This is a genomic window from Mycolicibacterium xanthum (genome assembly GCF_019710635.1).
Lineage (GTDB): Bacteria > Actinomycetota > Actinomycetes > Mycobacteriales > Mycobacteriaceae > Mycobacterium > Mycobacterium xanthum.
Map to the genome: position 1 here is coordinate 20,579 of NZ_JAIFZS010000022.1, position 22,659 is coordinate 43,237.

Consider the following 22,659-nt stretch of genomic DNA (forward strand, 5'->3'; position numbering starts at 1 on the left):
GGGAAGAAGAGTGGTGCCGTTCCTGTCGGTGGCTGAGCGCAGCCTGTAGGTAACTACGACAGAAGGGTGCCGCCATGTGCTGGCAATGCGATAACCCCGAGAAGACCACCGACGACTACCTCGACGTCCTGCGAGAAACCATCCGCGAGCACGGTTGGGCCGTGCAGTTCGTCGAGGAAGAGCGACGACCGTTCGCCTACACCGTGGGCCTGCACGACAGGGGCCTGCCGGAGTTGTTGGTCACCGGGTTGCAGGCGCAGATGTCGGCGAAACTCCTGAACCTGACCGGCCGTCACATGGTCGACGGGAGCATGGTCCTACACCCCGCCGAGCGCATCGCCTACGGAAACAGGTTTCTCCTCGAGGTCGTCGAGGTCGAACACCCGATCGTGCACCTGAAGTTCGCTGCCGGCATCTACGGTCCGAAAATCCGTGCATATCAGCTGGTCTGGGCCGACGACGTGGGTCGCTGGCCTTGGGACCGTGGGTGGGGCCACGGTCGGCGCCGGCAACCGGTGCTCGGTATCCGCAGCCGGCGCGCGGCGTGAGGAGCCACCGGTTCCGCCCGAGCGAAAGCGCAGGTCCCACGACCGGTCGGCAGGTTCGACCCGTCGTCGTGGAAAGACTGCGGACAATCTGACTGCATATAGATACTATGACTGCAACGACTACAGATAGGCGGTACGAAGTTGCCGATCCTCACAGTCCGAAACTTGCCAGATGAAGTGCACCGCGCCCTCCGGATGCGCGCCGCGCAACACGGCCGTAGCACCGAGGCCGAGGTGCGTGCCATTCTCGAAGAGGCCGTCAAACCCGAAGGGCGCATCAAGCTGGGGTCGCTACTGGCCGACATCGGCGGGCGGACCAAGTTGACCGATGAGGAGCTCACGGTATTCGAGCAGCGCGACAAGAGCCCGGCTGAGCCGCTCGAGCTGAAATGATCCTTGTCGACACCAACGTCATCTCAGAGCCGCTGCGCAAGGCTCCTGACCCGGTAGTAGTCGACTGGATCGACGCGCAACCGCTCGAGACCCTCTACCTGTCCGCAGTGACCGTGGCCGAATTGCGCTTCGGCGTCGCTTGCCTTCCCACCGGCAAACGGAGAGACCGGCTACACGAGAGCATGGAAAGCCGCGTCCTCCCGCTGTTCATCGGGCGCGTCCTGTCATTCGACCTTGCCGCATCGCAGGCATATGCAGACACCATGTCGCGAGCCCGCTCGGCAGGACTGGCGATCGGCACCGCCGACGGATACATCGCGGCGACGGCAGCCGCGAACCGGATGGCGGTGGCAACTTGTGACACCGTGGCATTCGCCGCGGCCGGAATCCCCGTCATCGACCCATGGCATCAGGGTCAGAATTGACGCGACACATATTTGCGTCGCTGACCAGGTGCTGCGCGGCAACGACATCCGCCGACCAGGAGGTGCACCGGTGAAGACCGTGCGCCTGCAGGTGGTGTTGCGCTACGTCGAGCCGGCGGTCGACCGGGTGATCGACGTGCCCGCGTCGGCGACGCTTCCGGAGCTGCACGAGCTGCTGCAGGCCGCCATCGGGTGGACCGACTCGCATCTGCACCAGTTCGTCACACCGCAGGCGACCTACGGGATGGTGATCCCCGGCGTGGAGACGTGGCCCGAGGATGAACGCGACGAAACCGGCGCGCGGCTGGCCGATCTCGGCACCGAATTCGAGTATCTCTACGACTTCGGCGACGGGTGGACCCACCACGTGGAGGTGCTCGGGCCCGGCGGCCCGGCGCCGGGCTGCGTGGACGGCCATGGCGCCTGTCCACCCGAAGACTGCGGCGGACCCGGCGGGTACACCGAGCTGCTCGACGTGCTCGCCGACCCGGCCCACCCCGAGCACGAACACATGCGCAGCTGGGTGGGTAACCGGTTGCAGCCCTTCGACCGCGCCGCCACCGATCAGCGGGTGCGGCGGGTGGTCGGCGAGGTGCCCGAGAGCGTGCGACTGCTGCTCGACATGCTTGCCGGCGGGGTGAAACTCACTCCCGGTGGGCGGCTGCCGCGGACGGTGGTGCGCAGCATGCAGGAGCACCGTCCGCACTGGTATCCGCTTGGCCGCCCCGCGTCCATCGAGGACGACCTGCCCCCGCTGGGGGCGCTGCACGACGTGCTTCGCGAGGTCGGGTTACTGCGGCTGCGCCACGGGGTGCTCACCCCCACCCGCGCCGCCGGCGACGACCTCGACGTCGTCCGCCGGCTCAGGTCGTGGTTCGAGCCCAACAGCTTCGACACGACGATCACCGAACTGACCATCGGGGTGCTCGCCGCACACGGACCGCTTCCGCTGGAAGAGCTTGCGCCGCAGGTGTATCAGCACCTCGGTTATGGCTGGCAGCGCGGCGGGCAACCCATCGACGTGCAGGCTGTGCGGACGGCGATCGCCCAAGAGGGACGGATCATGAGGGGGCTCGATCTGATCGACGGCACCAATTGGCGCGAATGGGCCACAGGCCCCTCGGCGCTGTCCCTGCTGCCCCGCGCCGCCATGCTCGCCGAGGTCTGGACCGCCGGCGGCGGGTGACGACAGGCTCAATGTCGGACCCCCGTGCGACTATCGGGCGGTGCAGCACGATTGGTTCGAGGCCCTCACCGGCTTCCGGGAGACGGACTACGACGACACCCGGCGCCGGCTGCGCGTCGACGACGAGCAGCTGGTGTCGACCATCAACGGAAAGCACTACGGTATCGGCACGCTGACGCTGCCGACGCTGGCCACCCTGCGCGCGCAGACCGACATCCGCGACGGCCCGCGCAGCACCGTGCGCTGCGTCGCCGGCGATGCCCGCGCCCTGCATGCCGACCCCGAACTCGACGGGGCGATGTTTCAGGTCGCGTCGCAGTTCAACCTGCTGGAGATGACGGGGCCCAGCGTCACCCCCGAGCACGGGGTGACCCGCTACCGCGACGACCACACCCAGGGCCCGGCGTGCGCGATCGCCGCCGGCGCGGCCACCATCTACCGCAACTACTTCGTCCCGATCGGGGATGAGCAGGGCCAGACGCGGGACCGCCAGCTCGACGGGTTGGCCCACATCGGTCACGCATTGTCCGCGCACCTCGACCGTCCGGTGTCGGAGCTCTGGGAGATGTGCAACGGATACGCGTTGTGCACCGAGACCGGACTGTCGGCGATCACCCGGCTGCTGTCCGACGGCGGCGAGGACCTGCGCGACGCGCTGCGCGCCCAGCTGGCGATCGGCCTCCATCAAGGCGTCGACGTCACCGATGTGCGGAACGGCAAGCGCCCCAAGGTGTCGCAGGCCTTCTGCTCCGCACTGCCGGTCTCCTACGGCGGTGGCCGGACCTCGTCGTGGGAGGCCTTCGCGCGGGTGATCCTCGAGGCGGCCTACGAGGCGACGCTGCTGGCGGCGGTCGCCCGCCCGTCGAACATTGTGCTGCTGACCCGGGTGGGCGGTGGCGCGTTCGGCAACGCCGACGCCTGGATCGACGACGCCATCGTGCGCGCGGTGCGGAATGTCGAGCACGCAGGCCTGGACATCAGGCTGGTCAGCCACGGCCACATCCACGAATCGAACCGGGCGATCGCCGAGCAGTTCGGTGGCTGAGCCTCGACTCTGCGGACCGGAACCCGGAGAGGAGCGCGACGCCTGCCCGGCGTCGAAGATGAAGGTGCAGAAGCTATTCCACCGGGTCGTTGATGCGGAACCCGATTGCCGACGCCACCGTCTTCATGGTGGCGTCGTGCGTGACGATGACGAGATCCTCGAGGCCGGAGCGCAGCGCCGACGCGAGATGAATGGCATCGAGAGTTCGGACGTGCGGAATGATCGCTTCCGCTTCCTGGAGCACGGCGTGGTCCAGCGCAATGGTGTCGACGTAATCCAGGATCTGGTCCCGGTCAGCGACCGGCAGGCCTTCACTCCGCAGAACGCGGGTGATCTCGGTCCGGAGGATGCGCGAGGACACGACGCGCTCGCCGTCTTGGCCGGTGGTGCTGTCGAACCATTGGGCCGCGGAGCCCGAATGGCCCAGCATGATCCGGACCGCGACCGAGCTGTCGAGGTAGTGGAAGCTCACCACGAGCCCTTTACCTCGTCGAGGAGTTCGTCGATCGTTGCCGCCGTGGTGAGCTCGTGCCTGGCGATGGTGCGGGTATGTGCGGGCCCGTTCGATTTCCGGGGAATGAGAATCGCCGATGAGACGGCGGGAACGATGGTGCCGATGCGGCGGTTGTGCCGGGTCAGCGCATACGGCTCGCCGTCTTCGAGATCGGCGATCATCGCGGCGGGGTTCTGGCGCAGCTCACCGACGGAGATCGACTTCATGTCGGCAGGATAGCCCGAAATTGTCTACCATTATCTACGTTGTTCGTCGGGGGCTGGGAGCCACGGCCACGCTCCGACCGCCGCCGTCTGCGCAGGCCTCCAAGAGTCCTCGCACGTCCGGACACTGTCCGGACCCCTGCTATGCTCGACTTATGAGCGATCGCGCCAACACAGCCCGACGTCATCGACTAGAGGTCCGCGTCACCCCGGAACAGGACACCCTCATCCGCCAGGCCGCAGACCTCGAGGACACCACGGTGACGGCGTTCGTGCTCGACACCGTGACGGCACGCGCAAAGGGAGTGGTGAAGCAGCATCAGGACCTGCTGCTGTCCAACCAGGCATTCGACCGTTTCATCGCCGAGCTCGATAAGCCGGCCACGCCAGTGCCGGAGCTGGTCGACCTGTTCGAGAAGAACCCGAAGCTCCGCGAGGCGTGAGCAGCGCCTCGCACATCCTGCTCGAACACCTCGATGCTCACCACGACGTCAGCACCTTCGACTCGGGAAACGAGGTGCTCGACGGGTGGTTTCGCCGCCACGCGCTCGCTGCGCAGCGTATGGACTCGGCGCGGACGTTCGTGGCCGTACGAAGCGGTCGCGTCGTCGGCTACTTCAGTCTGACCATGGGCTCGGTTCTCCGAGCCGAAGCTCCTGCCAGGCTCGTTCGCGGTATGCCGGCGTATCCGGTCGGCATGGTGCTGCTGGCCCGGCTGGCAGTCGACCGATCACAACAAGGAAGAGGCATCGGCGCAATGCTTCTCGCCGAGGCGTTGCGAAAAGCGATCGCTGCCGGTGAGGTCGCTGCCGCACGCCTCATTGTGGTCGATGCCGTCGACGAAGATGCCGCTGCCTTCTATCGACGTTACGGATTCGTCCAAACACCCGAGAATCCGCTCCGGTTCTACCGCCGCATGAAAGACGTTCGCACCAGCCTTGATTCGTCGGCTGACGAGTGAGGGTTCAAGTCGGCCCCCAGCCGCGCATACGCCGGCCCCAGCAGCTCCACCAACCCGCGCCCCCGCACGGTGACCGCCACCTCGGGCAGCTCGTCCAACAACGCCGTCGAAGCGCTCACCGGCGGACGCGACACCGGAATATCGTGCTGCCGCACGAAGAACGAGTCGAGGCAGTCGGCCAGCTCAGGCCCTTTCGACTCGGCCCGGTCGGCGGCCGGGCGGCCGGAGCGCGCCGCGGCCACGTTCTGCAGAAGGTCCTCACGTTCGCGCCCTCGCCAGGCCAGGATCACGAACGGATCCTCGTCGAACGCCTCGGCCAGCAGGTAGAACGTCGCCGCGAGATGCTTGCACGGCACCGCACCGTCCGGGCAGGAGCAGTCCATCGACACCTCACGCGCCGCGCCCGGGAACAACGACAACCCCGCCGCGTCGAAGACGTCCTCGATATCCGAGGGCATCTCGCTGGCAAGCAATGCCGCTGCGAACAAGGCGTCTTCGGCCAGTGCGCGTTCGATCTGCGACCACTGCGCCTTGTCGAACGCGGTGATCCCGATGCGCACCCGGTAGGGGCGCGCCCGGCTGCCCTGCACCTGTGCGCTCACCAGGCCCGGAGCCACGTCCAGCGAGATCACCTGTCCGCGGCGGGCGTAGTTCCTGCCCCGCTGCAGCCGGGTTCCCACGCCTATCGCTTCGAGCACCTCGATGAACCGCTGCGACCACCAGGTCTGGGCGATCGGGCCGCGGGCGCTGCGGGCCTTGAGTCCGTCGGCCGGGCGGGGCCGCGCCGCCGGATACCAGTTACTCACCGACGGCCCCCTCCGCCAGCGTGAACAGCTTTCGCAGGTCACCGGTGGACAGTTCGGTCAACCAGCCTTCCCCGTCGCCGACGACCAGATCGGCCAGCGCCCGCTTCTGTTCGATCATGTCGTCGATGCGCTCCTCCAGAGTGCCGGTGCAGATGAACTTGCTGACCTGAACCGTCTTCTTCTGCCCGATCCGGAATGCGCGGTCGGTAGCCTGGTTCTCCACCGCCGGGTTCCACCACCGATCCAGGTGCACAACATGATTGGCGGATGTCAGGGTGAGACCCGTGCCACCGGCCTTGAGTGACAGCAGGAAGATCGACGGCCCTTCACCGGCCTGGAACCGGGCCACCATCTCGTCGCGGCGCTTCTTCGGGGTGCCGCCGTGCAGATAGGCCACATCCTGGCCGAAGCGGGCCGCCAGATGCGGTACCAGCATCTCGGCGAACTCGGTGAACTGGGTGAAGCACAGCACCCGATCCCCTTCGGCCAGAATCTCTTCCAGGATCTCCTCCAGCCGGATCACCTTGCCCGAACGGGACCCGATCGCCGACCGGTCGTGCAGCAGTTGCGCGGGATGGTTGCAGACCTGTTTGAGTTTGGTCATCGCCGCCAGAACGTTGCCACGCCGGGCGATTCCGTCGGTGCTCTCGATCTTCTCCATCATCTCGTCGACGATCGACTGGTACAGCGATCCCTGCTCGGTGGTGAGTCGGCAGTACTGCTTGGTTTCGATCTTCTCCGGAAGGTCGTCGATGATGCTCGGGTCGGTCTTGAGCCGTCGCAGAATGTAGGGGCGGGTGATCCGGCGCAGCCGCTCGGCCGGCTCGGTCTGGCCGTACTTCTCCACCGGAACGGCGTAGCGGGCCTTGAACACCTCCGACGAGCCGAGCAATCCGGGGTTGAGAAAGTCCATCACCGACCACAATTCGGCGAGCCGATTCTCCACCGGGGTGCCGGTGAGCGCCACCCGGTGCTCGGCGTCCAACCGGCGCACCGCCTTGGCTCCGCGCGACAGGCTGTTCTTGACGGCCTGCGCCTCGTCGAGCACCACCCGGTTCCACCGATGTTCGGCGAGTTCGTCGATGTCGCGGGCGGCGGTCGCATAGGTGGTGACGATCAGATCGGTCGCGTCCAGCTGCTCGGCCAGCTCGTCACCGTGCAGCCGCGCGGTACCGTGGTGGGCGTAAACCCGCAGGGCCGGTGCGAATTTCGCGGCCTCACGTTGCCAGTTGCCGACCAGCGACATCGGGCAGATCAGCAATGTCGGCGGCGTATCGGGATCCTCGTGCCGTTGCGTGGCCTCCAGCGCCAGCAGCTGCACCGTCTTGCCCAGGCCCATGTCATCGGCCAGGCAGCTGCCCAGCCCGAGTGAGGACAGGAACGCCAGCCAGGACAGCCCGCGCTGCTGATACGGCCGCAACGTCGCGGCGAAGCCAGACGGCGGTTGCAGTGGTCGAAGTGATTGCGCTGCAGCCCCGTTGAGCAGGTCGCCGAGCCAGCCGTCGGCGCGCACCGCGGTGACCTCCAGTGGCGCGTCGGCGGACTGGCCGGCTGCCAGCGCCAAAATCTCGCCGATGCCGGCCTGCCCGCTCGGATTGGACTTCAGGAACTCCAGCCCACGTCGCAGCTGCTCGGGATCAACCGCCACCCACTGACCGCGCAGCCGGATCAGCGGGGCCTTGGTCTGCGAGAGCGCATTGATCTCGTCCGCGGTGAGCGTGTCGTCGCCGACGGCGAGCTCCCACCGGAAGTCGATCAGCTGGTCGCGGCCGAACAAGCCGGCCTTCTCGACCACGCCGTCGACCGGTGTGGACGCCGACGCCGCCAGACCGAGTCTGCGCCGGCGATCCCACCACGACGGCAGCAGCACGCCGAACCCTGCATCGTCGAGCAGCGGTGCGACGCTGGACAAGAAGTGGTAGGCGCCGTCGACGTCGAGGTCGATCCCCGCGGGACAGGTGGTGCGCAGGCCGTCGGCCAGTTCCGGGTAGATCCGGACCGCCCGTCCCAGCTCGGCCAGCAGCAGTTCCTCGGGGCGATCCAGCCAGCGACGCAGCGTGCCGTCGTCGTCCCAGGCCTGCTCCGCCGACACGACCAGGCTGGGGTCGGCAACGGATTGCAGCAGGAACTCCAGCCGCCAGGACTGGGTCTCGTCGTCGCCGTCGCAAAGCCGGAAGATCGCCCGGGCCGGGCCCGGCTCCTCGATCCCGACCTCGTCCCACGGCGCCAGCGACTCGCCCAACGCGTCGAGTTCGTCGTCGTCGGCGTCGAACCGGCCGTCCGGCGTGGTCAACGCCGTCAACCACGCTTCGGCGACCGGAAGGCGCTTCGGACGGCGGCCGCGCCGCGGCCGCAACAGCTGGTCGACCGGCGGCATGGCGGCCCGCGCCAACGCGTCCACGAAGGTCGTCAGCGACGCCGTGACCATCTCGTGTGCCCCCGGGGCGCCCACCACGGCCCGGCACACCGGCGGCATCGCGGTGATGATCGCATTCAGTTCCAGCACATCGGCGCCCTGCACCACCGGCCGCCAGTAAGCGACCGGCACATCGTCGCGGAACTCCAGCGCCGGGACAATCCGGCCGCGCGACACCAACATCCGCGCAAAGTCGGCGACATCGGCGAGGAAGTAGCCCACCGAGGCGCCGTAGCGCACACCGGGTGCCGGATCGTCGAGCATGGTCAATGCGTCGGCCGCGGGCAGCGCGACGACCGGCACCGTCCACGGCAGCAACGCGGGTTCGCTGTGCGGCGCGGGGCGCGGAGTGACTCGCAGCAGTTCCGGTGAGTCCAGCGGAGAGCTGCGCAGTGACGGCAACTGCAGCTCAGCGGTGCCCTGTTTGCCGACGTGGATCTCGCCGAGCAGGTCGGCCGGGACGGCGAACGGATGGGGGCGTGCGGCCCGCAAGGCCTGGCTGGCACTTTTCACCGTCCGGTCCGAGTCCTCGGCCCACAGACACAAGCTGCCGTCCAACCAGAATCCGTGCATAACCAGCATAGAGACATCACTTTCCGAGATGGGTTGCGGCCAGGCTAGTCAGCGGATCACCGCTGCGGTGCAGCGCCACGCCGCGTCGGCGCGATCCGCGAGCGCATGCGCGCGGTTGCTCAAAGCCCACCAGCCACCTTCGCCCCATTGAGCCAATCAGCCTCACAAGTCACAGCCTTCGCGCACCGCTGACACCTCGGCCACGGGAAATGCGACAGGGGCGAAATCCGCCGCGAAGCGATGCACATAGAGTGAGCACATTGTTTGTGCAAATACTCTATGCACATCGTGTCTATGCTGAGCCCATGACGCGCACGATGCTCGACCTCGACGACGATCTGCTGGCTCGCGCGGCCAAGCAGTTGGGTACGACCACGAAAAAGGACACGGTTCATGCCGCCCTGCGGGCGGCGTTACGCGCCAGTGCGGCCCGGGCTCTCCTCGACCGCATGGCCGAAGACACCGACGCCGTTGCGGATGAGGCCCTGGTCAACGAGATGTGGCAAAGCCGGCAGCCGAATCAGCAATGAGCGTGCGGTACCTTCTCGACACGTCCGCGGCCGGCCGAGCTCATCTGCCTGCGGTGCGCGCCCGGTTGGAGCCGCTGATGGCGCACGGACTGCTCGCCAGGTGTGGCGTCACCGACCTCGAGTTCGGTGTCTCCGCACGCTCCCAGGAGGACCATCGGACGCTGGGCATTCTTCGACGCGATGCGCTCGAATACCTGAAGACCCCCGATGGCGTGTGGGAGCGCGCATGGGAGGTACAAGGGGAGCTGACCGGCGCCGGATTGCACCGCTCGGTCAAGGTACCCGACCTCATCATCGCCGCGGTCGCTGAACACCACGGCGTCTCGGTCTTGCACTACGACCACGACTTCGACCGGATCTCCGCCATCACCGACCAGGCCGTCGAATGGGTTGTCCCAGCCGGATCGGCCTGACGCCGGGAATGGCTGGGTGGCATGCCGATCCCGTCGGGCGCCGGCGATGGGAAATCGCGGCATCGACGCGATTTCACTCAGGCGAGGATGCGGGGGGTGGCGAGACGTAGCCCAGCGCAGTCCGGAAGCCGCCCGACGCGGACTGCGTTTCGATTGTTTCGATCCACGCGTAGACTTCGGCCATGACCACCGCCGTCGTTCCCCTGGCCGACGAACTCGCCGCACGCGCCCGCACCGACAAAGGGTTCGCCCGCGTCCTCGCCGTGCTGCTGGACGCGCCGAGCACCCCCGGCGGAACGCTGGCGCGCGTCGCGGCCCGCGAGCTCAACCGGCAGCGCCGGGCCGGCGTGGTCGCCGACTTCGTCGACGGGGCGATGCCCACCAGGGCGGTGCAGCACCTCCTGCACCTGCGCACCCCGCAGGCTGTACACCGGCTGCGCACCCGCGGCAAGCTGATCGGCACCGCTGTCGGCAACCAGACCTATTTCCCGGCTTGGCAATTCGACGACGACCGGATTCGCACCGACCTGCCGCGCATCCTCGAGTTGCTGACCCGCTTCACCTCCGACCCGATGGCTGCCGACCGCATCATGCGCCTCCGGCACGACGAGCTCGGCGACACGTCGATCGCCGAGGCGCTGCGCGAACCCCGCACCGCGGATGCGGCCTGGCGGATCCTGACCTCCCTCGGTGCCTGAGCTTCCCGCCGGCTACCTCGCGCCGCTTCCCGACGGGCGGCCGTTCGGGCTGCGCCGCACAACCCTGAAGGCCGGCACCGAGTTCTGGCGTCTCGACGCCACCGCGCCCGCCGACTGGGATTGGCGGGGCTTTCCCGAACCCCGCTACCGCTTCGACCCCGAGTCCGGCTCCTTTCGCACCCGCTACGCCGGCGCCACGCTGGCCGGCGCGGTCCGGGAGCGCTACCGCGCCAGCGGCCTGGTCATTCCGGCCGACCATCGCAGCCACCACCTGGTGCGCCTGGTCGCGTCCCGCAACGTGCGGGCGCTGGATCTGCGCACCGAGAAGAACCTCGACATCCTGCGCCTCGACGACCAGGTCAGCACCGGCCAGCACGCCGACGTGTGGCGCACCTGCCATCGGCTGGCCGACGCGGTGCGGCGCTGGTGGACCGACGTCGAGGCGATCGTCTACCGGTCCCGCACCACGCCGTCGTCGTCGCTGAACGTCGGGTTCTTCACCGTCGACGGGTTCGACGTGACCTCGCGCGCGCTGGGCGAGGCATCCGAGGTGCTGGCCGATCTCGTTCTGCAGCAAGGTGTCACGGTCGACTGGGACCTCGACGCCTGAGCTCTCACGCGTTGACACTGCACTCACGGCGGAAGAGTTCGAGTGGGCCCCGCCGTGGGCGCAGCCTCAACGCGTGGGACGTAGGAGTTCGTCCGGGAAGCCGCCGCGTGACCGCACGGCCCCCTGCACCCGGGGCAGTATCTGGTTGCGCTTCTGCCCCTTGACAACCCGCACCACGATCCACCCGACGCGTGCGAGATGCTCCATCCGGATGATGTCCTTGCGGTATGCCTCATCGTCTTTGCGATGGTGTTCGCCGTCGTACTCCACCGCGACCATGATGTGCTCCCAGCCCATGTCGAGGTAGTACCGCCGATACCCGTCGGGGCGCGGCACCGGGATCTGCGTGGTGGGCCGCGGGTAGCCCTCACTGACAAGCACCATTCGCAGCCACGACTCCTTCGGCGACTCCGCGCCGGCGTCGACGAGGTCGAGCAGCCGATCCACCCGGCGCAGACCCCTGACGTGCGGATGCCTGGTCGCCACCTCGAGGACCTCTGACGCCTTGAAGTGCGTTGCCCTGGCCAGGGCATCCAGCCGTCCGACGGCCACGCCGACGGAATCCCTGCGGGCCAGGTCGAACGCCGTACGCTGCACTGAGGTCACCGGAAGTCCTTCGACGGAGGCGATCTCGTCGCCCAGCAACGTGTCGTTGCGGGTCAGCACCCCGCTCGGCGCCCGGTGGTTGGGCCAGTTCAGTTCCGCGACATCGCCGTCCACCCATTTCGCGCCCAGCAACGCCGAGGCCGTCAGGCCCGAGAGCACGCCCTCGCGTCCCGACCACAGCCAGGCTGCCTGGGCACGCTGGCGCAGCGTCAGTTCCGCCCGCTTCGGCGCGTAGACGTCGGGCAGCAGCCGTCGAAATCCCGTCCGAAGCTCATGGCGCGTGATCACCCCGAGCGCCAACGCCTCACTTCCCCGGAACACCCCCTCCATGCCGAAAGCCTGCCATTTCCAGGTGGATCACCGCGGAATCCATCCACAGCCCCGTTGGGACTGCACAGGTGGAGAAGAAGTGCGAGTGCGGCACGCCGCCAGCGCAGTCTCAACGGGTCGACGGCGCATGACACGGTTCTGGCCATCAGTGCGGGCCCGGGCCTATCCTGAGACACGCCATGGCACGTCTGGAAACCCGCGTCGCGCGCATCGCCGAGGCCACGCTGGCCGATCAGCACTTCGTCACCCCCGTAGACGTACTGATCGGCCTGGGCTGGCTCGCGCAACCGAACGTCGAGCGCTGGCTCCGTGGACGCGCCACCTCCCTCGACCGCTGCGTGTCCGTCGATGCGGCCAAGTCCGCCGCCGCCTTGGCCGCGCTGCAGGCCTGGGCCGAAGACCAAGGCCTGCAGCCGTACCAGACCGACTACGCCGATCGGCAGTTCACCCTCGACGGCGACCCCGACACCGAGCGCATCCTCCGCACCCGCTGGGCCGCCGGCGAGCACCCCGCACCCGAACCACCAACACCACAGCAGCAGCGCGAGATCGTCGTGATCTCACCGCACGGCGCGTGGACCTGCGCGTCCTGTGAGGAGTCCGGGGATCTGCTGGTCAAGACGAACTCCGGCACCCTCTGCCTCGACTGCGCCGACCTCGGGCATCTGGTGTTCCTGCCCTCCGGCGACGCCGCGCTGACCCGCCGCGCCAAGAAGGCCAGCCGGCTGTCTGCGGTCGTGGTCCGCTGGAGTGTGCGGCGTAAACGCTATGAACGCCAGGGCATCCTGGCCGAGAACGACGCGATCGAACTGGCCGCTCAGCAGTGCCTCGAGGACGCCGACGCGCGCGCCGCGCGCCGCTCCCATGACCAGCTGCGCCGCGCGGCCGTCGACGAGGAGTTCCGCGACGAGTTCGCCAAGGCCATCCGCGACCAGTTTCCCGGCTGCCCACCATCGCGCGCCGACGCGATCGCCCACCACGCCGCGGTGCGCGGCAGCGGCCGGATCGGGCGGAGCGCCGCCGGGCGCGCACTCGACCCCGACGCGATCCGGCTGGCCGTCGCTGCCTCGATCCGCCATGTCGACACCGACTACGACGACCTGCTGATGGCCGGTGCGGACCGCGATGACGCCCGCCGACGGGTCAACCACCGCGTCGACGACATCCTCGACGCCTGGCGCGCAGGCGCCATCAACCTCGACTCCTGATGCGTTGAGACTGCACAGGTGGTGAAGAAGTGCGAGTGCGGCACGCCACCAGCGCAGTCTGAACGGGAAACCTACGCGGGCCAGCAGCCAGGCGGGCCGCCGCCTCGAGGGCTTCTGCGGCCACAAACTCCGTCGCTTTCTTCTACCGGCCCGACACGATCGCGCGGAATAACGGCCGGGTACGTCCGGTCATCGGCGACCAGCGCGACGTGTCATTCCGACGGTCCGCAACAGCCACGCCCTCGTGCCCGCCACGGTGAGTCCACGGTCGACGACGTCACGAACGACAGGTTCGCCGCGGGCGTCGATCAGCTCGGCAATCGTAAACTCGATCGGGCGAGCATCGTTGCCGGTCCAGTTCGTGACCGTCCGTGCGAGCTCGCCAATCTGGCGCGACCATACTTCGTCCGCGGTTCCGTCCTGCTTCACCAGCAGCAGGTCGATATCGCTGTTCGCCGTCATCGAACCCGTCACCGCCGACCCGAAGACCGCACCATAGACCGGGGGCGTTTCCCACCCGTCGAGCAGCTCTCCCAAACGCGTGAAGAAGATGCTGGACAGTCGGGCCAGCTCCACGATTGCATCGGCAGCGAGGTGATCGCTGTTGAATCGATACGCGTTCGTGTTGCCGACCCGTTCGACATGGACGACACCTTGAAGTGCAAGGCGCGAGAGCACTTTTCGAATGCCCTCCTCGGAAAACCTTTCCAGAATTCGGTGGATCTGTCCCGTCGTGAAGGTGACATCGTCACGGGCAAGCACGGCGAGCACGTCCCCGTCGAGCGTCGGCGTCACCGTGGCGAACGGGCGACCAAACTCCATCGAACAACTCCAACTATAGTTGACTTATACGTACGATAGTTGGCGTTCTCTACCGCGGGCAACCATCCACAGCCCCCGTTCAGACTGCACAGGCGGTGAAGAAGTACGAGTAGAGGGCACCCAGGACGCAGTCTCAACGAGAAACGGAAACTGCGAGGGCTGAACGGGAAACCTACGCGGGCCAGCCGGGGAAGGCGGGCTGCAGCTCGGGCGCGGCATCCAAAGGCGTGGTCGCGATACGCGTCCGCTCGGCGGGGTCGATCCCCAGCCAGTCCAGGCACTGCGCGCGCAGCGCGTCGGCCTGTGCCCGCGCGTCGAAGAAATGCTTCTTGCCCTCGTCATCGACCGGCCCCGGAAAGTCGGCGTTCCACCACGCCTCGACCACGTCCGAACCGGTGATGAACCACGGACCGAAGACATCGTCGCGCGGGGCCGGCAGCGGACCCTGCTGCGGGCCGGCCGGGGGCTGCACCGCCGAATCCCGGTCGGTGAACTCGATCCGCCAGACCGGCATGTTCATTATGTCCGTCACCGAGTCCCCCGACGACTCGGCGCGCAGCGGAGTCACCTGCGCGTCCCCCGGCGACTGCGTGTACACGCCGAACGTCGAGTCGCAGACCAACGCCCGAAAACCCGATGGCATCGGCTCGAGCCGCAGCACGTGCAGGTCCTCATTGCCCAGGATCCGCAGATCCGGGTCGTCCACCGACGAATTCCCCTGGTGGCCACTGGCATTGCGCACGGCGTACGGCAACTCACGCCATGCCGAGGAATCCAGCTTGGGCGGTGGTGGCGTGGCCCGCCGAAACCCCGGATAGCCGGCATCGAGGTCGTCGGCGTAGTAGGTCAACAGCCAGGACTCCAGATACGCCCGCAGCGGCACCGCCTGGCCGGTCACCAGATCCACCCCGGGCTCCGCACTCCAGCGGAACCGGAAGTCCGTCAGCTTCTCCGGCCAGTCAGGCCGCGACGCCTCGGTCGTCGACGCCTCGGTCGTCGACGGCTCGTCCGGCGCCGAATCCGTCCCGCAGCCCGTCACCAGCCCGGCCAGTGCGACGGCCGCCGCCGCACCGAGCACCGTCCACCGCCGCGTCAACCCAGCCATTCCTGTCACCTTGTCAGATCGTCGAACTCGCCGGGCGAGAACGCGGTCGCGTTGCCTTACGCCTCAACCCATTTGGTATACGGGATATCGTTGTTGCCGGAGACGTCGGAGATGTATCGTCGATCAACGACTGGTAGCCGTCGGCGACCAGATGACCGTCCCGCAGCGCTCCCCTGAGCATGTCCAGATCGCCGGCGTGCTGCTCGACCAGCATGCTCGCGACGGTCCTGGTGACGTCGTCGAGCTCGCGCAGCGGCATCGGCGCCAGCGGGTCCCGGGTGGGCGGGTAGCCGAGGAACAGCTGCCTGAGCGGATCGCCGGGGATCTTGTCGTACATGCCGACGGCCTTGTCGATTCCGGGGATCTCGCCGAGGATCCGATGACCCAGGTCGTACCACTGCCCGCGCTTGTCGAAGGCGGCCTGCGCCGCCTCGAAGGAGTCCTTGCCGGAGTCGAGCTGGTGGATGTACTCACCCATGTCCATCGCCCCCAGCAGCTTGCCGTTGGCCTGCAACATCTCGCCGTCGGGTACCCCGCCGTCGGCCAGTCCTTGCGAGTAGTCGATCAGGTACTCCTGACCGATCCGGCTGGCGTTGCCGTTCAACGTGTTCGACGCGATCTCGTCGCCGTCCATCACCGCGAACAGGCCGCGCAGGTTGTTGCTGTTGGCTCCCGGATCCAGATCCCAGAAGCCCGACGTGCCGTCCAGGTTGTAGCCGGCCATGTCGTCGAGGTAGGGCACGTTGGCGGTGGCCATCGCCCGGACGAGCTCCGGGTTCACCTGGGCCAGCGAGTCCCGGCCCTGCAGGTTGAGCAGCTCCTGGTAGTGCTCGCCGGCGTAGGCGTCGAACGCGTGCATCGTCTGACCCGCCCGCTCGGAGACGTCGGCGTTGTCCGGGAACAGCGAACCGGCGGCCACACCGTTGTCGGCCCAATCATGTTGGTAGAGATCCTTGATGAACGCGTTGGCGGGCGAATGCCCGTCGGCGCCGGCGATCGCGTCGTGCACCGCGGCCGGGTCGTCGGAGGCCGACTGCAGCAGCTGCTGCAGGGTCGGGTCGAGGTTCTGATGACCCCAGCTGTCGTCGTAGTCGGGCCAGGCGTCGCTCTGGTACTGCTCCAGCAGCTCCCGCGACTCGGCCAGCAGGCCGTCGTTGAGCGCGCTGCCCCGCTGCAGGCTGGGATCGCCGTAGTCGGCGATCACGGCGATGTCGCGGTACTCGTCGAGGAACTTGTAGGGCTTGTTGTAGTCCGGCGGCATGTGGATCTTCGCCCCGTCGGGCATCGTCTTCCAGTCCCCGGACGGGTCGTTGAGCAGCGGTGCGCCGAACACCTCTTGGATGCTGGTCGGCAGGTTCTCCTTGCCGCCGCCGGCCGGCACATACCCGGAATCGCCGGGTTTCAGCGAGGCGTCCACGCCCTCGACGTGCACGGTGTCGCTGCCCACCAGATGCAGACCGTTGGACACCGCCTGGGCCTGGCTGGGCGGCAACCCGTCCAGCATCGCCTTGATCTCCGCCGGCGACTTGCCGTCCATGGAATCCGACAGCCCGTTGAGGTAGGACATCTGCTCGGCCGGGATGGTCAGGTCGCCGCCGTCCAGCGCGGCCTTCTGCTCGGGGGTCAGGCTGGTGGCGTCCTGCAGCCGCTGCGCCTGCTCCGGGGTGAGGGCGCCCTCACCCAGCGACGCGCCGTCCTCGGCGCCCTAGTCGGCGGCGTCGTCGATGTCCCGACGACGTTCGTCGTCGCCCTTCTTCTTGTCCTTGTCGTCCTCCCCCTGGCCGTCGCCGTCATCCTTGCCCTCGGGGCCGTCTTCGCTCTCGTTGTCGGAGGCCGGGGCGAACTTCTGATCCCCCAGCGCGGTGTACTCCGTACCGAGCAGCGAGATCTTGCCGCCGATCGTATTGAGCTGCCCGTTGGAGGCGCCGACCACCTCCGAGACCCGGGCCAGCCCCTTCGACACGATCGGCATCAGCATCTGCTCGCGGTTCGGGCCGGGCGGCACCGACTGCGCGGCGGAGAGCACCCACTGCCGGATCGCGTCGAGGTTCCGCCGCCCGGTGGCCACCACCTGTGCGGACTCGGTGACGTGCGCGCTGAGCCGCTGGTCGAGCCCGCCCAGCGCGCCGATCACCCGGCCGTGTTCGGTGTTGGCGCCGCCGTAGGCGGTGGCCGCGCCGCCGGTCCAGTGCCCAGCCGGCGTGGCCGTCTGCACCGTGGACTGCAGCCGGCGCAGCGACCCGCTGTTGTCGAACACCTCGCCGGTCTGCGGGGCGCCGGAGCCGAACGTCCGGCGCGCCTGCGACCAGGTCGCCAGGAAAGCGTCGAGAACGCTCACGTCCCACCCATCATGAAGAGAGCTCAGCCCATCCATCCTATGGGCCCGCGCGACACCCGCTGCGCACCAAATCTGACGACCCCGCCAACGACACGCTACGGTTGGTTTCGGGTTGATTCTCCAGCCTCACGGAAACGTCGCGGCGGCGACAGTGACAGTTCCCCGCCGACCGGGCCGAAACTCGACGTCAGCCGCAGTTTCACGGTATGCGTGTCCGTTGGGAAGTGTCGTTTCGGGAAAACTACCTCTTTCACGCCTCGGGTTGGGGCGCGCTTGCGCGACCATCGACCACACAGTCGGTACAGTCGGTGACGTCTGAGACACTGCGCCCCGGCTCCGACCGGACCGGGGACCACCTGGGGTGGACTCGAGGAGACCACACATCGCCGCTTCCCCGACACGGGCGGCGGCAGTCGGATTCCAGCGGCCCACACCCGACCACCGGCGGCTCCGCGTCTCGCTGCGGGCCGATGTCACCGATCACCGGCGCTGTCGCGCCAATGCCGTAGGGGCTTTGATGAGCCGTTTCACCGACACGATGTACGCCAACGCCCGAACCAGCACCAAGGGCCTCAACACCGGTGAGCCCGGGGCGCCCGTGCGCCACACCTGGGCGCAGGTGCACGACCGGGCCCGCAGGGTGGCCGGCGGGCTGGCCGCCGCGGGAGTCGGGCCGGGAGACGCGGTCGCCGTGCTCGCCGGCGCGCCGGTCGAGATCGCGCCGACCGCCCAGGGCATCTGGATGCGGGGGGCCAGCCTGACCATGGTGCACCAGCCCACGCCGCGCACCGACCTGGTCCGCTGGGCCGAGGAGACCACCGCCGTCGTCGCGATGATCTCGGCCAAAGCCGTCGTGGTGTCCGACCCGTTCCTGGCGGCCGCGCCGGTGCTGGCCGAGCTCGGCATGACGGTGCTGACCATCGAGTCGCTGCTGGCCGCCGACCCGATCGCACCGCTGCCGACCTTCGACGACGACGTCGCGCTGATGCAGCTGACCAGCGGTTCCACCGGCTCACCGAAGGCGGTGCAGATCACCCACGCCAACATCGTCGCCAACGCCGAGGCGATGACGGTGGGTTGCGATTTCGACCTGGAGACCGACGTCATCGTCAGCTGGCTGCCGTGCTTCCACGACATGGGGATGACGGGGTACCTGACCGTGCCGATGCTGTACGGCGCCGAGCTGGTCAAGGTCACGCCGATGGATTTTCTGACCGATATCCTGTTGTGGCCCAAGCTGATCGCGAAATACCGGGGCACCATGACGGCCGCCCCGAACTTCGCCTACAACCTGCTCGCCAAGCGCCTCCGCCGTCAGGCCACCCCCGGTGACTTCGACCTCTCCTCGCTGCGCTGGGCGCTCTCCGGCGCCGAGCAGGTCGACCCCCTCGACGTCGAGGACCTGTGCGCCGCCGGCGCGCCGTTCGGCCTGCGCAGGGAGGCCATCATCCCCGCCTACGGAATGGCCGAGACGACGGTGGCGGTGTCGTTCTCCGAATGCGGCGGCGGCATGGTCGTCGACGAGGTCGACGCCGACCTGCTGGCCCTGCTGCACCGCGCGGTGCCGGCCAGCAAGGGACACACCCGCCGGCTGGTGACGCTCGGCCGCCCCCTGAACGGCCTGGAACTGCGCGTCGTCGACGAGGACGGCGCCGAACTGCCCGCCCGCGGCGTCGGCGTCATCGAGGTGCGCGGCGAACCGGTCACCAAGGGCTATACCACCGTTGCCGGGTTCATCGCCGCCCAGAACGACCGCGGCTGGTACGACACCGGCGACCTCGGCTATCTCACCGAGACCGGTGAGGTAGTCGTCTGCGGGCGACTCAAGGACGTCATCATCATGGCTGGGCGCAACATCTACCCGACCGACATCGAACGCGCCGCCTGCCGGGTGAGCGGGGTGCGCCCCGGTTGCGCGGTCGCGGTCCGCCTCGACGCCGGGTTGTCTCGGGAGACGTTCGCGGTCGCGGTCGAGTGCAAGGACTTCCGCGACGCCGATCAGGTGCGCCGGGTCGAACGGCAGGTCGCGCACGAGGTGTTCGCGGAGGTCGACGTGCGGCCCCGCAACGTGGTGGTGCTCGAGCCCGGCATGATCCCGAAGACCCCGTCGGGCAAGTTGCGGCGTGCGCATGCGCTGTCCCTGGTGAGCTGACCCCAGCCTGCCGGCCGTGCCGGCGAGTACCGTCGAACCCACCATGCCGGATTACGATGCGCAGCCCGGCCGAGGGTCCCGGACGGATCCCTCGGCCGCACAACGCGATGCCGACGAGCTCGACCTGGAGGCCGGCCTTCGCGGCGTCGCGGGACTGGTCGCCGACGCCCGCTCGGTCGGCGAGTTGCTCGGCGACGTCACAGCGTTCGCGTCGCACGCCATCCCCGGCGTCGATGGCCTGAGCATCGCGCTGGTGCACGAGCCACGGCTGCCGACCGCGACCGCGGAGTTCGTCACCGCCATCGACACCGCGCAGTACCACGAACTCCATGAGGGCCCGTGTATCACCTGCATGCAGACCGGTCGGGTGACGGTCAGCGGGTCGCTGGGCAGCGACGCGCGCTGGCCGCATTTCGGTGGCCGGGTCGCGCGGATGGGCGTGCATTCGGCTCTCTCGCTGCCGTTGATCGTCGATGCGGAGGTGGTCGGCGCGATCAACGCCTATGCCTACGCCCGCGACGCGTTCGGGGACCATGCCGTGGACCTGGGCAGCAGGTTCGCCGCACCGGCTGCGGTGTCGGTTCACAATGCGCAGTTGCTGGCCGCCGCGCGCGCTCGCACGGAGCAGCTTCAGCGGGCCCTGGGGCAGCGCGCAGTGATCGACCAGGCGATCGGGATCATCCGCAGCCGATCCGGGCTGAGCGCCGAGGAGGCCTTCGACCGGCTCAAACGCCGAAGCCAGACCGAGAACGTGAAACTCCACTCCCTGGCCGAGCACCTCGTCGATGAAGCGGTGCGCAGGGCACGGGCCAGGAACTCGCCCTAACCTGTCGGCGGCGCGACGAGCGCGGCCATCTCGGCAACCAGCCCCGGTCGGCGGTGGCGATCGGTCATCAGCTGACGCGCAACGTCGGTCAGGTGTTCACCGTGGGCGCGTGCGTAGGTTCGCAGGATCGAGAAAGCGCCCTCCACCGACACGTCGAGGGTTCCGCGCAAGAAACCCTTGGCCTGCTCGACGACGACGCGGTTGGCCCGGGCGGCGCGCAGCTGCTCGATCACCGCCGACGTGGTCGGCGCCCGCTCCTGCAGGATCGCGACACACGCGATGTGCGCGAGGGTCTGCGCGACGAGCTGGTCATGACGGGTGAGTTCGCCGGTTGCGGTGCCGAACAGTGCGAGGGCGCCCAGCACATTGCCCGCAGCCCGTAGCGGCACGGCATGCGCAGCGGCGAAACCCGATTCCAGCGCGGCGGGGACGAACCGCGACCATCGGTCGGTGACAGCCGCCAGGTCGGCCGCCGAGACGGGCTCACCGGAGGCATGGCAGTCCAGGCAGGGTCCCTCGTCGGCCTGGAGCTGGAACAGCTCCAACTCGCTCGCCGCCTCGGTCGTGGCCGCCAGCAGGTGCAGATGCCCCAGCGGGTCGGCCAGCAGGAAACCGGCGGCGGCCACGTCGAGCAACTGTGCGCACTGCTCGGTGAGCTCGGTGAGCAGATCGACGACGTCGAAATCGATGAGCAGGCGGTCGACGAGTGCGACCACTACATCGAGAACTGCGGTTTCCTGGGGATCTTCGGTCATCTGACCCTCCATCCTGGTGACGCTGTCGGGCGCATCAGTCCGCTTCCAGTGTGAGTCTGCGCTCGAGAATGTCACGGGCGACGTCGGTGGCTGTGCGCCCGGCCGCGTAGGCGTGCGCACGCAGCCGGAGCAGTGCCTCGGCGGGCTCGACGTCGAGCTGCGCGACGAGCATCCCGGTGGCCTGGCTGACCTCGGCGCGCGACAGGGTGTTCAGCTCGGCCCATGCGTTGCTGTCGGGGTCGGTGGCGGCGGCCTTGAGGTCGGTATCGAGCAGATCGAGCAGCGGCATCCCCGCCAGTTCAGCGGCGATCACCGCACCCGAGTGTTCATCGCCGGTGAGTGGACCCGGTTGCCTACGGAACAGGTCGAGCGCTCCCACGTATTCGCCGGCCACAACGACCGGTATCGCATGTACGCCGCGGATGCCCATGGCGATCATGGCCGGGCCGTAGAGGGGCCAGCGAAGGTCCGTCGGGTCGGCCAGGTCGGCCACCGACACCGGGCCGCGGCGGACCACCGAATCCAGGCAGGGACCCTCCCCCAGGGTGAACTGGAGTTCGTCGCACTCCCTGGCCAGGGTGCAACTGCAGCCCAGGGTCGCGGTGCTGGCACCGTCGAACACCAGCGAGATCGCGGCCGCATCGACGTCGAGCAGGGTCACGCACGCCTCACACAGGCTGTCGGCGGCATCGACCCCCCGGCGGCCGTCGACGGCCGCCGCCAACTGTTCGACAATCGCCACATTCAGCCGAACAGGAACCGGCGAGCGCATCCGGTCAACGCCGGAAACCCCGCTTATTCCACGTCTTTTCGTCACCCTCCACCTCGGACCATGTCCCTGCCGCATACCGGTGCGGTACCGGGGCACCGCCACGGACGACGTCGAGGCTCCCGTCGTGGTGTTTGACGAATGCGTCGCCGGACCGCATGTACTCGTCGGTACGTCCGTCGGGCAGAGTCACCTTGACTGTCATCGTCGCAAATCTCCTGAGGTGTGGTGTGGATGCCGGACCCGAGGCGCTGAACCACCGGGATGGTGGGAGCCTTCATCATGTCCTTGCCACCGAGCCTGTCCACTCACAGCGAGTCGCCCGATACCACCCACCGTACGCCGGGTTGGCGCCGCGCGGACGCGTAGTACCCCGAGACACGGCGTACCGCCCCCGCAACCGGCTTCGTTGACAGCCCGCACGAAC

General features: G+C 68.3%; 25 protein-coding genes and 1 pseudogene. 14 read left to right on the plus strand and 12 right to left on the minus strand.

Features of this window, described 5'->3' with window-relative positions:
- Positions 1-74: 74 nt before the first annotated feature.
- The 5 genes from JDV09_RS10645 to JDV09_RS10665 all read left to right on the plus strand — a co-directional run bounded on the left by JDV09_RS10645 (position 75) and on the right by JDV09_RS10665 (position 3,597).
- A complete protein-coding gene (locus JDV09_RS10645) occupies positions 75-548 on the plus strand; it encodes a DUF4262 domain-containing protein (protein WP_221369095.1) in 474 nt (157 codons plus the stop codon).
- Between the two features lie 141 nt (positions 549-689).
- Positions 690-941 (plus strand): FitA-like ribbon-helix-helix domain-containing protein, encoded by a 252-nt coding sequence (locus JDV09_RS10650; protein WP_221369096.1) that lies wholly within the window; start codon positions 690-692, stop codon positions 939-941.
- Complete coding sequence (locus tag JDV09_RS10655; protein ID WP_221369097.1) at positions 938-1,366, plus strand: type II toxin-antitoxin system VapC family toxin; 429 nt, start codon at positions 938-940, stop codon at positions 1,364-1,366. Before JDV09_RS10650 ends, JDV09_RS10655 begins: the two co-directional genes overlap by 4 nt.
- 70 nt (positions 1,367-1,436) lie before the next feature.
- The gene (locus JDV09_RS10660) at positions 1,437-2,552 is read left to right on the plus strand and encodes a plasmid pRiA4b ORF-3 family protein (RefSeq protein WP_221369098.1); all 1,116 of its coding nucleotides are present in this window, start codon (positions 1,437-1,439) and stop codon (positions 2,550-2,552) included.
- A 40-nt stretch (positions 2,553-2,592) separates the two neighbouring features.
- Positions 2,593-3,597, plus strand: coding sequence for a hypothetical protein (locus JDV09_RS10665; protein ID WP_221369099.1), 1,005 nt, complete (start codon positions 2,593-2,595; stop codon positions 3,595-3,597).
- 73 nt (positions 3,598-3,670) lie between these two features.
- Here the strand turns inward: JDV09_RS10665 and JDV09_RS10670 are convergent, their stop codons facing one another.
- Positions 3,671-4,069, minus strand: a complete 399-nt coding sequence (locus JDV09_RS10670; RefSeq protein ID WP_221369100.1) for a type II toxin-antitoxin system VapC family toxin — start codon at positions 4,067-4,069, stop codon at positions 3,671-3,673.
- A gap of 92 nt (positions 4,070-4,161) precedes the next feature.
- Positions 4,162-4,317: pseudogene (locus JDV09_RS10675) on the minus strand (type II toxin-antitoxin system Phd/YefM family antitoxin); the annotation flags it as partial.
- Positions 4,318-4,469: 152 nt separating this feature from the next.
- Between JDV09_RS10675 and JDV09_RS10680 the strand changes: the two are divergent.
- Both JDV09_RS10680 and JDV09_RS10685 read left to right on the plus strand, forming a co-directional pair.
- Positions 4,470-4,757, plus strand: a complete 288-nt coding sequence (locus JDV09_RS10680) for a type II toxin-antitoxin system TacA family antitoxin (protein WP_221369101.1) — start codon at positions 4,470-4,472, stop codon at positions 4,755-4,757.
- A complete protein-coding gene (locus JDV09_RS10685; protein WP_221369102.1) occupies positions 4,754-5,275 on the plus strand; it encodes a GNAT family N-acetyltransferase in 522 nt (173 codons plus the stop codon). Before JDV09_RS10680 ends, JDV09_RS10685 begins: the two co-directional genes overlap by 4 nt.
- Here JDV09_RS10685 and JDV09_RS27270 read toward each other — a convergent pair.
- Together JDV09_RS27270 and JDV09_RS10695 are read right to left on the minus strand one after the other, a co-directional pair.
- Positions 5,221-6,081: an SWIM zinc finger family protein gene (locus JDV09_RS27270; protein ID WP_308124082.1), complete on the minus strand. Its 861-nt coding sequence runs from the start codon at positions 6,079-6,081 to the stop codon at positions 5,221-5,223. The genes JDV09_RS10685 and JDV09_RS27270 overlap by 55 nt on opposite strands.
- Positions 6,074-9,079 carry a DEAD/DEAH box helicase gene (locus JDV09_RS10695; protein ID WP_221369104.1) on the minus strand — a complete coding sequence of 1,002 codons (3,006 nt, stop codon included), beginning with the start codon at positions 9,077-9,079 and terminating at the stop codon, positions 6,074-6,076. The genes JDV09_RS27270 and JDV09_RS10695 overlap by 8 nt, the downstream gene beginning before the upstream one ends.
- A gap of 296 nt (positions 9,080-9,375) precedes the next feature.
- Between JDV09_RS10695 and JDV09_RS10700 the strand changes: the two genes are divergently transcribed.
- From JDV09_RS10700 to JDV09_RS10715, 4 genes are all read left to right on the plus strand, one after another.
- Positions 9,376-9,600, plus strand: a complete 225-nt coding sequence (locus tag JDV09_RS10700) for a type II toxin-antitoxin system VapB family antitoxin (protein ID WP_221369105.1) — start codon at positions 9,376-9,378, stop codon at positions 9,598-9,600.
- Positions 9,597-10,013 (plus strand): PIN domain nuclease, encoded by a 417-nt coding sequence (locus tag JDV09_RS10705; protein ID WP_221369106.1) that lies wholly within the window; start codon positions 9,597-9,599, stop codon positions 10,011-10,013. The genes JDV09_RS10700 and JDV09_RS10705 overlap by 4 nt, the downstream gene beginning before the upstream one ends.
- Positions 10,014-10,195: 182 nt before the next feature.
- Positions 10,196-10,711 (plus strand): hypothetical protein, encoded by a 516-nt coding sequence (locus tag JDV09_RS10710; RefSeq protein ID WP_221369107.1) that lies wholly within the window; start codon positions 10,196-10,198, stop codon positions 10,709-10,711.
- Entirely contained in the window at positions 10,704-11,321 is a 618-nt protein-coding gene (locus JDV09_RS10715; protein ID WP_221369108.1) for an RES domain-containing protein, read from the plus strand. Before JDV09_RS10710 ends, JDV09_RS10715 begins: the two co-directional genes overlap by 8 nt.
- A gap of 66 nt (positions 11,322-11,387) precedes the next feature.
- Here the strand turns inward: JDV09_RS10715 and JDV09_RS10720 are convergent, their stop codons facing one another.
- Positions 11,388-12,257, minus strand: a complete 870-nt coding sequence (locus JDV09_RS10720; RefSeq protein WP_221369109.1) for a type IV toxin-antitoxin system AbiEi family antitoxin — start codon at positions 12,255-12,257, stop codon at positions 11,388-11,390.
- A 179-nt stretch (positions 12,258-12,436) separates the two neighbouring features.
- Between JDV09_RS10720 and JDV09_RS10725 the strand changes: the two genes are divergently transcribed.
- Entirely contained in the window at positions 12,437-13,465 is a 1,029-nt protein-coding gene (locus JDV09_RS10725; protein WP_221369110.1) for a DUF2293 domain-containing protein, read from the plus strand.
- 189 nt (positions 13,466-13,654) lie between these two features.
- On the opposite strand, the gene JDV09_RS10730 is transcribed toward JDV09_RS10725, so the two are convergent.
- From JDV09_RS10730 to JDV09_RS10745, 4 genes are all read right to left on the minus strand, one after another.
- The gene (locus JDV09_RS10730; protein ID WP_221369111.1) at positions 13,655-14,287 is read right to left on the minus strand and encodes a nucleotidyltransferase domain-containing protein; all 633 of its coding nucleotides are present in this window, start codon (positions 14,285-14,287) and stop codon (positions 13,655-13,657) included.
- Positions 14,288-14,459: 172 nt separating this feature from the next.
- On the minus strand, positions 14,460-15,392 hold the full coding sequence (locus tag JDV09_RS10735; protein ID WP_221369112.1) for a hypothetical protein: 933 nt from the start codon (positions 15,390-15,392) through the stop codon (positions 14,460-14,462).
- A 13-nt stretch (positions 15,393-15,405) separates the two neighbouring features.
- The gene (locus JDV09_RS10740) at positions 15,406-17,076 is read right to left on the minus strand and encodes a TPR repeat domain-containing protein (protein ID WP_443678028.1); all 1,671 of its coding nucleotides are present in this window, start codon (positions 17,074-17,076) and stop codon (positions 15,406-15,408) included.
- A 21-nt stretch (positions 17,077-17,097) separates the two neighbouring features.
- Positions 17,098-17,730, minus strand: coding sequence for an EspA/EspE family type VII secretion system effector (locus JDV09_RS10745; protein WP_221369114.1), 633 nt, complete (start codon positions 17,728-17,730; stop codon positions 17,098-17,100).
- A gap of 517 nt (positions 17,731-18,247) precedes the next feature.
- Between JDV09_RS10745 and JDV09_RS10750 the strand changes: the two genes are divergently transcribed.
- Entirely contained in the window at positions 18,248-19,882 is a 1,635-nt protein-coding gene (locus JDV09_RS10750) for a fatty acyl-AMP ligase (RefSeq protein WP_221369115.1), read from the plus strand.
- A gap of 43 nt (positions 19,883-19,925) precedes the next feature.
- Positions 19,926-20,708 carry a GAF and ANTAR domain-containing protein gene (locus JDV09_RS10755; protein ID WP_221369116.1) on the plus strand — a complete coding sequence of 261 codons (783 nt, stop codon included), beginning with the start codon at positions 19,926-19,928 and terminating at the stop codon, positions 20,706-20,708.
- Here the strand turns inward: JDV09_RS10755 and JDV09_RS10760 are convergent.
- From JDV09_RS10760 to JDV09_RS10770, 3 genes are read right to left on the minus strand one after another with little or no spacing between them, the layout of a single operon-like run.
- The gene (locus tag JDV09_RS10760) at positions 20,705-21,463 is read right to left on the minus strand and encodes a GAF and ANTAR domain-containing protein (protein WP_221369117.1); all 759 of its coding nucleotides are present in this window, start codon (positions 21,461-21,463) and stop codon (positions 20,705-20,707) included. The two genes, JDV09_RS10755 and JDV09_RS10760, sit on opposite strands and share 4 nt — an antisense overlap.
- A gap of 34 nt (positions 21,464-21,497) precedes the next feature.
- Positions 21,498-22,205 carry a GAF and ANTAR domain-containing protein gene (locus JDV09_RS10765; RefSeq protein ID WP_221369118.1) on the minus strand — a complete coding sequence of 236 codons (708 nt, stop codon included), beginning with the start codon at positions 22,203-22,205 and terminating at the stop codon, positions 21,498-21,500.
- Between the two features lie 34 nt (positions 22,206-22,239).
- Positions 22,240-22,437 carry a hypothetical protein gene (locus JDV09_RS10770; protein WP_221369119.1) on the minus strand — a complete coding sequence of 66 codons (198 nt, stop codon included), beginning with the start codon at positions 22,435-22,437 and terminating at the stop codon, positions 22,240-22,242.
- Between the last annotated feature and the right edge of the window lie 222 nt (positions 22,438-22,659).

What these genes read in the sequence shown, in the direction of transcription:
- JDV09_RS10645 (WP_221369095.1), top strand. Translation starts at nt 75, where the DNA reads ATGTGCTGGCAATGCGATAACCCCGAGAAGACCACCGACGACTACCTC.
- JDV09_RS10655 (WP_221369097.1), top strand. Translation starts at nt 938, where the DNA reads ATGATCCTTGTCGACACCAACGTCATCTCAGAGCCGCTGCGCAAGGCT.
- JDV09_RS10680 (WP_221369101.1), top strand. Translation starts at nt 4,470, where the DNA reads ATGAGCGATCGCGCCAACACAGCCCGACGTCATCGACTAGAGGTCCGC.
- JDV09_RS10695 (WP_221369104.1), bottom strand. Translation starts at nt 9,079, where the DNA reads ATGCTGGTTATGCACGGATTCTGGTTGGACGGCAGCTTGTGTCTGTGG.
- JDV09_RS10700 (WP_221369105.1), top strand. Translation starts at nt 9,376, where the DNA reads ATGACGCGCACGATGCTCGACCTCGACGACGATCTGCTGGCTCGCGCG.
- JDV09_RS10705 (WP_221369106.1), top strand. Translation starts at nt 9,597, where the DNA reads ATGAGCGTGCGGTACCTTCTCGACACGTCCGCGGCCGGCCGAGCTCAT.
- JDV09_RS10710 (WP_221369107.1), top strand. Translation starts at nt 10,196, where the DNA reads ATGACCACCGCCGTCGTTCCCCTGGCCGACGAACTCGCCGCACGCGCC.
- JDV09_RS10720 (WP_221369109.1), bottom strand. Translation starts at nt 12,257, where the DNA reads ATGGAGGGGGTGTTCCGGGGAAGTGAGGCGTTGGCGCTCGGGGTGATC.
- JDV09_RS10725 (WP_221369110.1), top strand. Translation starts at nt 12,437, where the DNA reads ATGGCACGTCTGGAAACCCGCGTCGCGCGCATCGCCGAGGCCACGCTG.
- JDV09_RS10730 (WP_221369111.1), bottom strand. Translation starts at nt 14,287, where the DNA reads ATGGAGTTTGGTCGCCCGTTCGCCACGGTGACGCCGACGCTCGACGGG.
- JDV09_RS10735 (WP_221369112.1), bottom strand. Translation starts at nt 15,392, where the DNA reads ATGGCTGGGTTGACGCGGCGGTGGACGGTGCTCGGTGCGGCGGCGGCC.
- JDV09_RS10750 (WP_221369115.1), top strand. Translation starts at nt 18,248, where the DNA reads ATGAGCCGTTTCACCGACACGATGTACGCCAACGCCCGAACCAGCACC.
- JDV09_RS10755 (WP_221369116.1), top strand. Translation starts at nt 19,926, where the DNA reads ATGCCGGATTACGATGCGCAGCCCGGCCGAGGGTCCCGGACGGATCCC.
- JDV09_RS10760 (WP_221369117.1), bottom strand. Translation starts at nt 21,463, where the DNA reads ATGACCGAAGATCCCCAGGAAACCGCAGTTCTCGATGTAGTGGTCGCA.
- JDV09_RS10770 (WP_221369119.1), bottom strand. Translation starts at nt 22,437, where the DNA reads ATGACAGTCAAGGTGACTCTGCCCGACGGACGTACCGACGAGTACATG.